The organism is Staphylococcus argenteus (assembly GCF_000236925.1).
Lineage (GTDB): Bacteria > Bacillota > Bacilli > Staphylococcales > Staphylococcaceae > Staphylococcus > Staphylococcus argenteus.
The window spans coordinates 334,792-348,958 of record NC_016941.1 but is presented as its reverse complement, the minus strand read 5'-3'; the positions used below and the strand labels follow the sequence as shown (position 1 = coordinate 348,958).

Sequence of the window (14,167 nt, the reverse complement as noted above, 5' to 3'; positions counted from 1 at the left end):
TGAAGACAGTGTTATAATTGAACCATTATTAAAAGCAAGGAGTTTATTAAATCGTGACTGAAATTAAAGATAAAGTAACTACTACAGATGCTTTTACATTACCTTATACAATTATTAAAGCGAAAAAACAGCCGACAAAAGGAGCTATTGTGTATATACATGGCGGTGGTCTAATGTTTGGCAATGCAAATGATTTATCACAACAATATATCGATATACTTACTGAACAATACGACTTAGTTCAATTGAGTTATCGTTTATCTCCAGAAGTAAGTCTAGATTGTATTATTGATGATATTTTCACATCTTTTGATGATATTAAATTACTATATCCTAATACCCCTATTTTCACATTTGGCAGATCATCTGGCGCATATTTGAGTTTATTAATTGCAAGAAATAGAGACATTGATGGCGTTATTGATTTTTATGGCTATAGTCGAATCGACACGGAACCTTTTAAAATTCAAAATGATTACTACGCTAAGATAGCCCGAAGTGTAAATGAATCTATGGTTAAACAACTAACTTCACCAACACCAATTATTCAAGATCAAATCGCACAAAGATTCTTAATATACGTTTATGCGCGTGGTACTGGAGAATGGATGAATATGATTAATGTCACTGATTATACTGATTCAAAATATAATATAGCTTCACATGAGCTTAAAACATTACCACCAGTGTTTATTGCGCATTGTATTGGCGACTATGATGTTCCTATTGAGGAAAGTGAACATATAATGAACCATGTTCCAAATACTACATTTGAACGATTAAGTAAAAACGAGCATGATTTTGACCGTAGACCAAATGATGAAGCAATAACCGTTTATCATAAAGTCGTTGCTTTCTTGAACGCTATAATAACGAAGTAAGATCCAATCACTTTTTCAAAAAATCAATATGTCATTATGATAAAGGGTAATCCGACAAACACTATTAACAATACAATTTATCCCAATCATAAGCAAAAACGCCTATCCCTTTGATTTTCTAATGAGATAGGCGTTTCATTTTTCTTATATCATTTAATTTATAGCTCAATAATGCGAATCAATCTATATACCTAAACATGATTTTCAAAACACATTTAACGTGTCAATCATCATTTCAAATAAATTAACTTGCTTTCAATTGCGCGCCTTTTTCATCAGTTGCTTCAACACGCAACAAGTCATTAATAATACCTGTATAGAAGTTTGCGAGTTCTGCACCTTTTCGTTTAAAATCCGCAAAATCTATCCCGATAAAGTCGACGTGATCCCAACCTTGTAAAATTGGTTTGACTTGCCAAATACCTCTTCGTGTCGCCGGCTCTTCAGATGTAACATTTACAAATGGCTGATTTGATGGATGTAACGATGAAATCACCGGCACAACACCATCATTTTTACGCCACTCTTCTCTTGCATCATGTCCGATAATTCTACTTGTTGCATCCATTAAAAAGAATGTACCTATATCCGGATTTTCATATCCTAATGGTCCAGTATGCGAAGACACACCTGTATAAGTCATATACGTAATATTAGGATTCATACTCGTCATTGCATTCAATTTGGCAGATCCATCTAATGTTAAATCATATGCTGCGTTATCTGTTGTCGTCCAAATTTTACTGTTACCTACGCGCTTCATATAGTCAATATAACTTTCATTCGGCAACTGTTTAAAGCCCCATTGCGTTAAACCTAAATCGATATTTGAATATTTATTACCTGCAATTCGATTCAATGCATACATAATTTTTCTAACAGTCTCTGTATTTCCAAATTTATCTGCCGCTTGTGAACCGTTATGTGGCGTACCTAATGTTGTAATCGAGGCAACCATATTATTCTTACCTCCAACAAATAATGGTGATATTTCGCCACCATGCGCTTTATGGTAAGCAATTTCTTCTTGATTACCATTCCTTAAAAATTCTTCCATTAAACGAATGGTTTGACCACCCATACTATGTCCAACCAGATGTACTTTTTTGCCTGGTTCCCAATCAGGCATAATACCTTTGTATGTTTTGCCATATCGTTCATGTCCGTATTTTGCGGCATGAGCTGCACCATAATCAACGCGTCCACCTTTAATATAATAATAAAGTTCTACAGCGCGATCATGATTACTACTAAAAGCTCCGACACTTGCTTGATGTACGTTATAGCCTTGTTTTTTCAGTTCTTCTATAACTTTAAACTTATTACCACCCCAGTAATTCGGATATAATGCTGGTGCATTGTCACCAACTAATCCTAAAAAGCCATGTACAAATACAACTGGATACTTGTTGAGTGGTTGAACTTGATTTGCTTTAAGCGGATGTATCTTTTTAGCATCTGCTGTTGCTACCTTTGTTGTCGCACGTGTTTTAGGTGCTAAAAGCGCATCTTTAATTAATCTTTGATTATCCGTATTTTTATCTGTCGGTATTGTTGGGGAGTTTTGAGTATTGTTATGTTTACTTAAATCATTAACTAGCGGTTTATCTTGTCTTTGGCGAACAGCATCATCTTGCTTAGCATCCTTAATTTGCTGTGATACTGGATGTGTGTCCTGTTGATTTACATTTTTATTTGTGGATGCATCTTGTACTTCCGATGCAGTTGTAGTCTTTTCTTTTGATGAGGGTGTAGTTGAAGCTGATGTTGCTTTATCATCTTGCGTTGTCGATATTTGTGTCTGAACAGATGGTTGTGATTTATCAACTTCTTTTGCATCTGCATTTGATTTTAAATTGTCCTGTTCTGCACGACTATCATTTTGTTTAATAGCATCTTGATTTTTAGTATTTTTATTCGAATTATCTTTAGATAATTGTTTGACATTTTGTTGATTAGCATTTTGTGTTACTTTGTTATTATTTTGTGATTTATCTGTTTTACCGTCTTTTGTCGGTTGTTGTTTTGATGATTGAAGCGCATCGTTAGCTTGTCTGCCAATTTGACTTTCACTATCTATTTTGTGCGCATCGTTTAATTGCCTTAATGACTGTTCATCTTGTTGTAATTGATGGATATTCCTATGTTCTCCCGATTGATTCAACTTTTCTTGTTGTGTCCCTGACTGTGATGTTGGCATTTTTTCTGCAGCTTTTGCATCATGTGTTGATACAACAAACACTGTTGCTGCTAGCACTGACACCACACCAATAGAATACTTTCTGATACTATACTTTCTTCTCTCTTGTTCTCTTATCATATAATCACCTCAAAAGTATTTTTTAGACCCCCTATTGAGAATGAAAAACAACTGCACATCCAATATAACATGACATATATTTGTTTTTAATTCATATTACAAAATTAATAAAAAGTTAATAATATGTTCTTATAATCTCACCATTTTTTTCAAATCATCTCTTTATAGAATTTATAATGTTTTGTTTTTTCACTTTCAAATCCTATTCAACAATTAAATGCCCTTCATATTTTAAGATTCAATATAGTTTTAAGTTATATATAATTAGTTAATTTGTATTGGTCGGTAAATGCATCAAATTATACAATTAAAATAAGTTTTCAGATTTTTCTAAATTAGAATGTTGCTGTAATAAAGGGGCATATGCATCACTTATCTTTTATATTCACTTAAACAAAGGGGTTGTTTTAATGAATAATCAACGTTTAAATGCACAACAACCAAGTGCATGGCGTTTTTATGTCTATAGCTTGATTGGTATACTTTGCTTTTTCGTACCTTTTACTATCAGTAAAAACAATACAATATTAGTAGATCATGTTCATCTAGCAATTCGCTCATTATTAGGTTCACTCATGCCATATGTAGCACTTATTATGATACTTATTGGTGCAGCATTACCATTAGTTAGACGTACTTTTATGACTTCTATAACTAACTTTATCATTACATTATTTAAAGTCGCAGGGGCAGTTATTGGTATTATGTACGTATTTAACATAGGTCCCTCATTATTATTTAAAGCAAACTATGGTCCATTTCTGTTTGAAAAATTAATGATGCCACTTAGCATTTTAATTCCTGTTGGTGCAATTGCACTTTCTCTATTAGTAGGTTATGGATTACTTGAGTTTGTCGGTGTCTATATGGAACCCATTATGCGACCTATATTTAAAACGCCTGGTAAGTCAGCAATTGATGCAGTTGCTTCATTTGTTGGTAGTTATTCTTTAGGATTATTAATTACAAATCGAGTATATAAGCAAGGTATGTATAACAAAAGAGAAGCAACAATTATCGCAACGGGTTTCTCAACAGTTTCAGCAACATTTATGATTATCGTTGCTAAAACTTTAAATTTAATGTCTCATTGGAACTTATATTTCTGGGCGACATTGGTTATTACATTTATCGTAACTGCCATTACAGCTTGGTTGCCACCAATTGCTAATGAATCGACGGAATATTATAACGGCCAAGAAGGTGACAAAGAAGTAGCTATAGAAGGAAGTAGACTAAAAACTGCTTATGCAGAAGCAATGAAACAAAACACATCAACACCGTCTCTATTGAAGAATATTGGGGATAACCTTAAAGATGGATTAGAAATGACTGTCGGTATTCTACCTTCAATTTTATCGATAGGGTTTTTGGGACTGATTGTAGCAAACTATACACCACTTATCGATTGGCTAGGCTATATTTATTATCCATTTATTTATATTTTCCCAATACCAGATCAAGTATTGCTCGCAAAAGCTTCAGCAATTTCAATTGTAGAAATGTTTTTACCATCATTATTGGTTGCTAAAGCTGCTATGAGTACAAAATTTGTAGTTGGTGTTGTAAGTGTTTCAGCAGTGATCTTTTTCTCAGCTTTAGTGCCATGTATTTTAGCAACAGAAATTAAAATTCCTGTCTGGAAGTTAGTCATTATTTGGTTTTTACGAGTAGCATTATCCCTATTAATTACAATTCCATTTGCGTTATTCATATTTGGATAAGCTCATTTTAATGTTACAGTTAACACAATAAAGCGAGATGGCCATTACCTAATCATAAACCGCTCTTATATTAACAGGTTTATTTATATAATCACTGGCATCTCGCTTTTTATTTTCAATTATTCATCTTCCATAACTTGTACAAATCGTTTCGTAATTTCTTTTGGTCGCGTAATTGCACCACCTACAACTGAACAATGAACACCTAAATCCATAACACGTTTGTACATATCTGGCGTAATAACATTGCCTTCTGCAATAACTTTCGCTTCAACACTATTTAGTACATCTTTTAAAAATTGGAAATCATCTTGATATAATAACTGCCCTTTTGTATAGCTAGTATATCCGTGTAACGTCGTACCAATATAATCAAAACCAAGACGTTCTGCGTTTTTCGCTTCTTCAACCGTTGCGATATCAGCCATAATTTCAACATTAGGTGCATGTTGTCTAATGTAAGCTACCAATTCGTCTAACGTTTCTTTTGGACGTCGCTGCATCGTAGCATCCAATGCGATTACTTCACATTGACTTTCAATCAATTCGTCTACTTCTTTGGCAGTTGCTGTAATGAAAACATTTGATCCATCATAATCACGCTTTACAATACCAATGACTGGTAAATCTACTGTCTTTTTAATTTCTAAAATATCTTCTTTAGTATTTGCTCTAATACCTACAGCCCCACCTTCATACGCAGCTAATGCCATTTTAGACATTATAAACGATGAATGTAACGGCTCGTCAGGTAGCGCCTGACAAGATACAATTAAACCATGTGGTAACATTATTCTTCACTCCATAATCATTTTTTTCACTTAAAGTCATCTAAAATATATCATTAAGATAATTTTTATCAATGCTTTTTACTATCTTGAAAATATTTTTCATATATAATAGTAATCATCAATATTAAGGGGTGACACAATGAAATTTGAGAATCGCGTTCAGCGCCATCAACATTTATTTACAAAAACAGACAAACAAATAGTCAACTATATTAGAAAACATGGATATAGTGATGCCTTTTCAACCATCAACTCCTTAGCACATGCCATTGGCACATCTCCAGCTACAATGACACGCTTTAGTCATAAACTGGACTACGAAAATTTTCAAGATTTAAAATTTAATATCCAACAAGAAATGACAGAAACAGTTATAGAAAATAGTCCAATCATTCAAAGGATTCATAAATACCATCAACAAATGCTTCAACAAACAGGTGAATTTATTGATAATGACATTATCCAAACTTTTATTGATAAATTACAATCAAGTCGTCAAATATTGTTCGCGGGATTAGGTAGTTCTGGACTATCTGCTACAGAATTTTATTATCGAACAATTCGTATGGGGCTAAGAGGTAATGTCACAACCGATTCACATTTAATGAAAATATCGGCATCCCTACTATCTAATTCGGACATGTTTATCGCTATGTCAAATAGTGGTAATACTTCAGAATTAATTTCAGCAGCGGAAGTAGCCAAATCTCATGGTGCATATGTCGTTGCCATCACAAATTTCGAAGGTAGTAAACTGACAGATTGTGCTGATTTAGTATTATTAACAACTGATCAATCTCGTAATACCGACCATCGATTTATTAACACACAAATTGCGACACTATTTTTAATCGATATTGTGAGCTATCATTTATTAGAAAATAGCCATCTAAGTGACACATACCAGCATACAAAGTCCATTATTTTGGACAATAAATAATTGTTAATATATATAACTACACCTGTAACTGATGGCAATCACGGTTGTTGCTATTTCATGTTGACAGGTGTTTTTCAGTTTTAAAAAATACTTCATATATTATTGGTGTTACTTCAGCATATCATTCATATTATTGAGTTTTATCCATCCCGTACTTGAAATAGGCGCAAATAAAATCTTTCCATGCCATTTCCTCAAACCGCTATAAGCTTTTGCGTTATCATGATACGTCATACTACTAATTATCTTCACTCTATATAACCGCGTTTAAATCCCCTTTTCATTTAAATGAATCTCTAACAACATCGCTTCTAACAACGCAATGTCCTTATCGCTGAAATATTATTGCAAACAGCCATATAATGCTGCGTCATTTTTACTTTTTGTAGTTCTAATTGGCGCATATTTATAGTCAGCTGGTAGATAATTAGCAACTTTAGGCTCTATATATTTGATTAATTTATCTCCTTGTGCTGAAATACCACCACCTATTAATATCAAACCTGGATCATAAATAATCTGTATTTGTGCTATACCTTCTGCAACATCTTCCGCCCATTCATCTAATATATGCTTTGCGATATCATCACCTTCCTCAGCTGCTTCAAATAATACTGGTACGTGCGTACTTCTCGTAAACCCGCCATCAATCATTCGCTTCTTTAAAGCACTTGTCGCAGCTCGTTCCTCAAATGTTGTATTATCCGATGGTCGATATAATAAGTAACCCACTTCATTAGCCTTATGTAGCTCTCCATTATCAATATGTCCTTGGTCATTTTTATATGCACCACCAATACCAGTACCTAGTGTCATACAGAAAATTCGCTCAGCTGGGTATTGATATAGTTTCAATTCTCCTAATAACGCTGCGTTGACATCATTTCTCACTTTGACATATGGCGATAATGCTTTTAGTAATCGTTTGAAATTCGTACCTTTATAATTCGGTATAGTTGGCCCAGCATAAACAATTTCCCCTTTTTGCTCGTCAACAACACCCGCTGTCGAAATACCTATAACAGGCTGAATCAAGCGGTATTTTTCCATAAATTGTGTTACAATTTCGTATACTTTTTCAGTAATAAGCACGGTTTTATTATCCGGTGTTGGCATTTGTTGATAATCAAACATATTCAACTGCTTATCAATGACTGCTGACTTAATTTGTGTTCCCCCAATGTCAATTGCTATGTAATACACCTTATTCACTCCAGTTCTTTTGATTATGAAAAATATTTTCATTAATTATACATAAATATGACCATCATTTTCAAAAATGTATTGTTACATTTCATGATAGCGTTTACAATTATAACTGTAAACTATATTATTAAATGATTTTTGGAGGGACTTCATAATGAACAAAGATTTAAAAGGTTTGTATGCAGCATTACTTGTTCCTTTCGATGCAAACGGTCAAGTAAATGAAAAAGGCTTACAACAAATCGCTAAAAACGCCATAGAAACTGAAGAATTAGACGGACTTTATGTAAATGGTAGCTCTGGTGAAAACTTTTTATTAAACACTGAACAAAAGAAGCAAATTTTCAAGATTGCAAAAGAAGCCGTTGGTGACAACGTTAAAATGATTGCTCAAGTAGGTTCATTAGACTTAAATGAAGCCATTGAACTTGGGAAATATGCGACAGAATTAGGTTATGATGCCCTATCTGCCGTAACACCATTCTACTATCCATTTACTTTTGAAGAAATTAGAGATTACTATTTCGACATTATTGAAGCCACACAGAACAATATGATTATTTATGCTATTCCAGACCTAACTGGCGTCAATATTTCTATAGAACAATTCAGTGAACTATTTAACCATGAAAAAGTAGTAGGTGTTAAATATACAGCACCGAATTTCTTCTTACTTGAACGTATTAGAAAAGCATTTCCAGACAAATTAATTTTATCTGGTTTCGATGAAATGTTAGTTCAAGCTACTATTTCTGGCGTAGATGGTGCAATTGGTTCTACATATAACGTTAATGGTCGCCGCGCTAGACAAATCTTCGACTTAGCACAACAAGGTCAAATTCAAGAAGCTTACCAACTGCAACATGATTCCAATGATATTATTGAGACTGTTTTATCAATGGGAATCTATCCTACATTAAAAGAAATATTACGTCATCGAGGTATCGAAGCTGGATTACCAAAACGACCTTTCAAACCTTTTAACGAAGCGCATCGACAAACATTAAATCAACTCATTGCAAAATACGATTTATAGACATCAAAGAATCAATACATTGTAAAGGGGAAGTTGCCCATGAAAGAAGTTGGATTTGGCACATTGAACTGGGTTGCCGTTATTATTTATCTATTAGCTATGTTATTCATTGGCGTTTACTTTACCAAGCGTGCAAGTCAAAGTACAAATAGTTTCTTTACTGCAAGTGGCCGCTTGCCATCTTGGGTAGTTGGTTTTTCCATTTATGCTACTACGTTAAGTGCGATTACATTTATGTCGACACCAGAGAAAGCATTTTTAACAGATTGGTCATACATTGCAGGTAACATTGCCATTGTCGCAATAATTCCATTACTTATTTATTTCTATGTACCTTTCTTTAAAAAGTTAAAAGTAACATCTGCATACGAATATTTAGAAGCTAGATTTGGCCCTAGCATTCGCGTTATCGGCTCATTATTATTTGTCATTTACCATCTAGGACGTGTTGCAATCGTCATATATTTACCAACATTAGCGATAACATCTGTATCAGATATGAATCCATACGTTGTTGCATCACTCGTTGGTTTGTTATGTATTTTATATACATTTTTAGGTGGATTCGAAGGTGTTGTATGGAGTGATTTCATTCAAGGTGTCATATTATTAGGTGGCGCTTTAGTAATTATCATTTTAGGTATTATGCACATTAAAGGTGGATTCGGTACTGTCCTTGCAGATGCAATTGAACATAAAAAGTTAATCAGTGCTGACAACTGGAAATTAAATACTGCTGCGGCTGCAATACCTATCATTTTCCTTGGAAATATTTTTAATAACTTGTATCAATATACCGCGAGTCAAGATGTCGTACAAAGATATCAAGCTTCTGATAGCTTAAAAGAAACAAATAAATCTTTATGGACAAATGGTATTCTAGCATTAATCTCAGCACCGTTATTTTATGGTATGGGTACAATGTTGTACTCATTTTATGCACATGAAGCTGTTTTACCAAAAGGCTTCAACACATCATCTGTTGTACCATATTTCATTTTGACTGAGATGCCACCTTTTGTTGCCGGATTACTCATTGCAGCTATTTTCGCTGCTGCACAGTCTACCATTTCATCTAGTTTAAATTCTATTTCTGCTTGTATTTCAATTGATATTAAACAACGTTTCTTTGGCAAAGGTAGCGAGCGACATGAAGTTAACTTTGCTCGTTTGGTCATCATTATCGCAGGTATATTTGGTTTTGGTATGTCATTATACTTAATTGCTTCAAATTCAAATGATTTATGGGACTTATTCTTGTTTGTTACTGGGTTATTCGGCGTTCCATTAGCCGGTGTATTCGCTGTCGGTATTTTTACAAAACGTACAAATACATTCGGTGTTATTTGCGGATTAATTTTAGGTATCATCTTTGCGTACATATATAATGGCGTCGGTAAAGGCAACTCACCTTTCTATGTATCAACTATTTCATTTACTGTTGCTTTTGTCTTTGCTTATGTAATTAGCTTTATCGTCCCTTCAAAACATAAAAAAGATATTACGGGATTAACAATATTTGAAAAAGATAAACCATCAACATACATTTCAAAAACTGCTACGAAAAAGTAATGTTAGTTGGAAACCCTATCAGTAAGGTATCATGCACTATTGTGCCACCTTGGTGATGGGGTTTAATTTTGTTATAAAAAACGTGATTCAGTTCCGACTGTTATGTCATCTGAATCACGTTACTATATTTCACTACTTTAATTAATTTATAGTACTAAGCCAATGATTGATCCTGAAATGATTGATGCTAATGTTGAACCAAGTAGCAACCTCATGGCAAATGATGCAACTTTTTCTCCTTGCTTATCACTAATACCTTTAATCGACCCAACGATGATGCCAACAGTACCAAAATTAGCAAAGCTCACTAAATAAACTGAAATAATACCTTGTGTTCGAGCTGATACGTCACCTAGGACATTTTTAAAATCTAACATTGCTACAAACTCATTTGTAATTAATTTTGTGGCCATTAATGAACCAGCTGGTACTGCTTCACTCCAAGGAATCCCCATTATGAATGCAATTGGTGCAAACAAATAGCCAATAAGCTGTTTAAAATTCAAACCAACACTACCAAAAATGATATTGATTGCTTCCATTAATGAAATAAACGCTAACAACATCACTGCTACTACAACAGCTATTTTAAATCCATCCATTGCACTGTCACCTATCATTTGGAAAAAGGCGACTTTCTTAGGCTTCCCTGTTTTTTCGTTCACTGATTTCGTTTCCGTTGATTTGGTTAAATTATCAATTTCAACATCATTATCATCAGATTTATATGGATTAATAACACTCGCAATTATAAGTGCACTAAAAATATTCAACATTACAGCTGTAACTACAAATTTAGGTTCAATCATTTGCATATATGAACCTAGCATTGCCATACTAACAGCACTCATACCAGACGTCGCAATTGTATATAATTTCGCTCTAGACAATCTTGGAATAATATCTTTTATAGTTAAATATACTTCTGGCTGTCCAAACATTGCTGTTGAAATAGCAAAGTAACTTTCTAAGCGCCCCATTCTAGTTATTTTGTTAATTGCTATACCTACATATTTGATAATAAATGGTAATACCTTTATATAATTAAAAATGCCTATTAATACAGAAATAAAAACTAATGGTAATAACACGTTTAAAAAGAACGTAAAGCCATTTTTATTTTGTATATCGCCAAAAACAAAATTTATCCCTGCTTTACTAACATTTATTAACCCTTCAAAAAAAGAACCTAGCGCAGTTAGTATTGTCAAACCAATCGTTGTGTTCATCATAAATAACACAATCAACACTTGGACGAAAATCATAATTAATGTTTTTCTGAAATCTATATTCTTGCGATCAAAGCTGAATAAAAATGCTACAAATAGCGCAAATGCTACCCCTATGATAGCGAATAAAATAGACATGTATCATCACCTACAATAGTTTATTAACAGCGACAGCAATTTTAGCCCCCAACACAGCATTGTTTTCAACAAGTTTTATATTTGCTGCTAAACTTTCGCCATTTGTTTTTTCTACAATTTTCCCTAACAAGAATGGTGTTGAATCCTTACCTTTAATTCCTTGACTTTCCGCTTCGTCAACAGCTTCATTAATGATTGTCTCAATGTATTCTTTTGACAAAGCATATTCGCGTGGAATTGGATTAGCAACGACAATCCCACCTTCAAGATTCAATGCTTGCTTCGTCATATGAATGTCAGCTAGTCGTTCCGGCGTTTCAACCGAACTGGTTAACTTAACACCGCTTTCGCGAGTGAAAAATGCTGGCAATTCATTCGTTTGATAACCAATGACTGGAACACCTTTTGTTTCCAAATATTCCATCGTTTTAGGTAAGTCTAAAATTGATTTTGCACCTGCACAGATAACAGTGACATTCGTTTTAGACAATTCATCTAAGTCTGCTGAGATGTCCATTGTATGTTCTGCACCTTTATGGACTCCACCAATACCTCCAGTAACAAAAAATTGAATACCAGCCATTGCAGCACATATCATCGTCGTCGCTACAGTAGTAGCACCAATACGCTTCATCGCAACAATTTCTGCTAAATCTCTTCTAGACACTTTAGCAACGTCTTTACTAGTTGCCAGTATTTCTAAATCTTCACTTTCTAAACCAATTTTAATTTTGCCGTCGATAATTGCTATAGTTGCTGGAATGGCACCATTATCTCTGATAATTTGCTCTACTGTTGTTGCCATTTCAACATTTTGTGGATACGGCATACCATGTGAAATAATTGTTGATTCTAATGCTACAATCGGTTGATTGTTATCCCTTGCTTGCTGAACTTCTCTGGAATACTCAATATACTTTTGTAAATTCGCCATTTTTATAATCCTCCATATCGTGATAAAGTTGCTTTTGATCTAGATTCTGTCTAACTGTATATTTTGTTTCTATTGTTTTCTTTGCATTAACCATGCCTGCAATTAATATATTTTCTGTAGACATTCCATTTAGCCAGCTATACACTACAGCAGCACAGAATGAATCACCTGCACCTGTAACATCTTTTACATTGTTTGATGGTATAACTGGTTTTATAATTTCTTCATCACTACTTCGATAAATGAGTTCTTTCACGCCATTTGTAACAATAATATTTTTAACGCCTAAATCATTCCACCGTTTAGCAGCTACTTTCAAATCTTCAGTAGTTTCAATTTTCATATTTAAATATGTCTCTGTTTCATCTTTATTTGTGATAATCCAATCAACAGCATGCAATGAATCTGGCATGTTTTTCATTTTCGGGGAAGATACTGTAGTAATAACTAATTTGATTTGATGTTTCGTGGTATAAGCACACAAGAAATTCAGTGCTTCTTTGCCTAAATTTAAATCAACAATGATGCATTTTGCTTTTTTTAACAAATGTGAACGCTTAATTAAAAACTCAGGTGTAATGTAGTCGAACACTTCCATATCAGCTAAACCATATGTCATGTCACCGTCTTTACTTATTAAAGCTGTATACGAACCCGTATTTGTATTTTCAAATTGTTGAACATGATCCGTATTCATAAAAGGGCTGGACAATCTTTTAATCATTTCCCACTCACTATCTTGTCCGCTAGCTGATAAAAATGCGACTGTTTCACCAAGTCTACCTAAGTTTTCAGCAATGTTTCTTGCTACGCCACCAATGGAACGCGTTGATGTTACAGGGTTTGATGTTTCTGCAACTAGAGCTGTATGAATATAAAACTTTCGATCTACATTCGCTGCACCAATACAAACAATAGGATATTCTTCATTTAAGACATATGCCTTTCCCATAACATATTCCTTTTGTATTAATCCTGAAATGATGTTTGCAACACTTGGTCTGGATAATCCAATTGCTTCAGCAAGTTCACGTTGCGAAATAAATGGATTTTCTTTAATTCTCTTTAAAATTTCTTTCTCAGAATCACTCATAACATCCCTCCTCAAATTGACTTAAAATATTTAAATCAGTGAATTTACAAAAACATCGTAGCATGTGACCATTTTTGTTGTAAACGCTTACATTAAGCGTTATATCAATGATATTTGTTTATAAAATACGCATAATTTCGTAAAAAGTAAGTTCATTCCATAAAGTAAAAGGCACCTGAGAAAATGATAAATGTTTATGTAGTATGATATTTGTCGACTTTAAATTATGACATTTTTATGTCTTGAATTTTGCTATAAAAAAACGCGACTCAATATCGACTGTTACGTCGACTGAATCACGTT

The 14,167-nt window shown here is 33.7% G+C and carries 11 protein-coding genes; 5 read left to right on the top strand and 6 right to left on the bottom strand.

Going from position 1 to position 14,167, the window contains the following annotated elements; genetic code table 11:
• The first annotated feature begins 53 nt into the window (after positions 1-53).
• On the top strand, positions 54-881 hold the full coding sequence (locus SAMSHR1132_RS01520) for an alpha/beta hydrolase (protein ID WP_000136029.1): 828 nt from the start codon (positions 54-56) through the stop codon (positions 879-881).
• 244 nt (positions 882-1,125) lie between these two features.
• On the opposite strand, the gene lip is transcribed toward SAMSHR1132_RS01520, so the two are convergent.
• The gene (gene lip, locus SAMSHR1132_RS01515; RefSeq protein ID WP_000617616.1) at positions 1,126-3,201 is read right to left on the bottom strand and encodes a YSIRK-targeted triacylglycerol lipase; all 2,076 of its coding nucleotides are present in this window, start codon (positions 3,199-3,201) and stop codon (positions 1,126-1,128) included.
• Between the two features lie 410 nt (positions 3,202-3,611).
• On the opposite strand from lip, the gene SAMSHR1132_RS01510 reads away from it, so the two are divergent.
• Positions 3,612-4,925: a YjiH family protein gene (locus tag SAMSHR1132_RS01510; RefSeq protein ID WP_001064755.1), complete on the top strand. Its 1,314-nt coding sequence runs from the start codon at positions 3,612-3,614 to the stop codon at positions 4,923-4,925.
• Positions 4,926-5,044: 119 nt separating this feature from the next.
• Here the strand turns inward: SAMSHR1132_RS01510 and SAMSHR1132_RS01505 are convergent, their stop codons facing one another.
• Positions 5,045-5,716, bottom strand: coding sequence for an N-acetylmannosamine-6-phosphate 2-epimerase (locus SAMSHR1132_RS01505; protein ID WP_000936730.1), 672 nt, complete (start codon positions 5,714-5,716; stop codon positions 5,045-5,047).
• Between the two features lie 139 nt (positions 5,717-5,855).
• Here SAMSHR1132_RS01505 and rpiRa point away from each other — a divergent pair, with 139 nt between their 5' ends.
• Positions 5,856-6,656 carry a pentose phosphate pathway transcriptional regulator RpiRA gene (gene rpiRa / locus SAMSHR1132_RS01500; protein WP_000667376.1) on the top strand — a complete coding sequence of 267 codons (801 nt, stop codon included), beginning with the start codon at positions 5,856-5,858 and terminating at the stop codon, positions 6,654-6,656.
• 342 nt (positions 6,657-6,998) lie between these two features.
• Here rpiRa and SAMSHR1132_RS01495 read toward each other — a convergent pair whose 3' ends face one another.
• Complete coding sequence (locus SAMSHR1132_RS01495) at positions 6,999-7,859, bottom strand: ROK family protein (protein ID WP_000291448.1); 861 nt, start codon at positions 7,857-7,859, stop codon at positions 6,999-7,001.
• Positions 7,860-8,016: 157 nt separating this feature from the next.
• Here SAMSHR1132_RS01495 and SAMSHR1132_RS01490 point away from each other — a divergent pair, with 157 nt between their 5' ends.
• On the top strand, positions 8,017-8,898 hold the full coding sequence (locus tag SAMSHR1132_RS01490; RefSeq protein ID WP_001030731.1) for an N-acetylneuraminate lyase: 882 nt from the start codon (positions 8,017-8,019) through the stop codon (positions 8,896-8,898).
• Positions 8,899-8,937: 39 nt separating this feature from the next.
• Complete coding sequence (locus tag SAMSHR1132_RS01485) at positions 8,938-10,470, top strand: sodium:solute symporter (protein WP_000665717.1); 1,533 nt, start codon at positions 8,938-8,940, stop codon at positions 10,468-10,470.
• Positions 10,471-10,616: 146 nt separating this feature from the next.
• Here SAMSHR1132_RS01485 and SAMSHR1132_RS01480 read toward each other — a convergent pair whose 3' ends face one another.
• From SAMSHR1132_RS01480 to SAMSHR1132_RS01470, 3 genes are read right to left on the bottom strand one after another with little or no spacing between them, the layout of a single operon-like run.
• The gene (locus SAMSHR1132_RS01480; protein ID WP_000025421.1) at positions 10,617-11,837 is read right to left on the bottom strand and encodes a NupC/NupG family nucleoside CNT transporter; all 1,221 of its coding nucleotides are present in this window, start codon (positions 11,835-11,837) and stop codon (positions 10,617-10,619) included.
• A gap of 10 nt (positions 11,838-11,847) precedes the next feature.
• The gene (locus SAMSHR1132_RS01475; RefSeq protein WP_000002058.1) at positions 11,848-12,771 is read right to left on the bottom strand and encodes a pseudouridine-5'-phosphate glycosidase; all 924 of its coding nucleotides are present in this window, start codon (positions 12,769-12,771) and stop codon (positions 11,848-11,850) included.
• A complete protein-coding gene (locus SAMSHR1132_RS01470; protein ID WP_001283982.1) occupies positions 12,746-13,864 on the bottom strand; it encodes a carbohydrate kinase in 1,119 nt (372 codons plus the stop codon). Before SAMSHR1132_RS01470 ends, SAMSHR1132_RS01475 begins: the two co-directional genes overlap by 26 nt.
• Positions 13,865-14,167 lie beyond the last annotated feature (303 nt).

Bases quoted from the DNA above. Each gene is read 5' to 3' on its own strand.
- SAMSHR1132_RS01490 (WP_001030731.1), top strand. From the start codon at position 8,017: ATGAACAAAGATTTAAAAGGTTTGTATGCAGCATTACTTGTTCCTTTC.
- rpiRa (WP_000667376.1), top strand. From the start codon at position 5,856: ATGAAATTTGAGAATCGCGTTCAGCGCCATCAACATTTATTTACAAAA.
- SAMSHR1132_RS01485 (WP_000665717.1), top strand. From the start codon at position 8,938: ATGAAAGAAGTTGGATTTGGCACATTGAACTGGGTTGCCGTTATTATT.
- SAMSHR1132_RS01480 (WP_000025421.1), bottom strand. From the start codon at position 11,837: ATGTCTATTTTATTCGCTATCATAGGGGTAGCATTTGCGCTATTTGTA.
- SAMSHR1132_RS01505 (WP_000936730.1), bottom strand. From the start codon at position 5,716: ATGTTACCACATGGTTTAATTGTATCTTGTCAGGCGCTACCTGACGAG.
- lip (WP_000617616.1), bottom strand. From the start codon at position 3,201: ATGATAAGAGAACAAGAGAGAAGAAAGTATAGTATCAGAAAGTATTCT.
- SAMSHR1132_RS01510 (WP_001064755.1), top strand. From the start codon at position 3,612: ATGAATAATCAACGTTTAAATGCACAACAACCAAGTGCATGGCGTTTT.
- SAMSHR1132_RS01475 (WP_000002058.1), bottom strand. From the start codon at position 12,771: ATGGCGAATTTACAAAAGTATATTGAGTATTCCAGAGAAGTTCAGCAA.
- SAMSHR1132_RS01470 (WP_001283982.1), bottom strand. From the start codon at position 13,864: ATGAGTGATTCTGAGAAAGAAATTTTAAAGAGAATTAAAGAAAATCCA.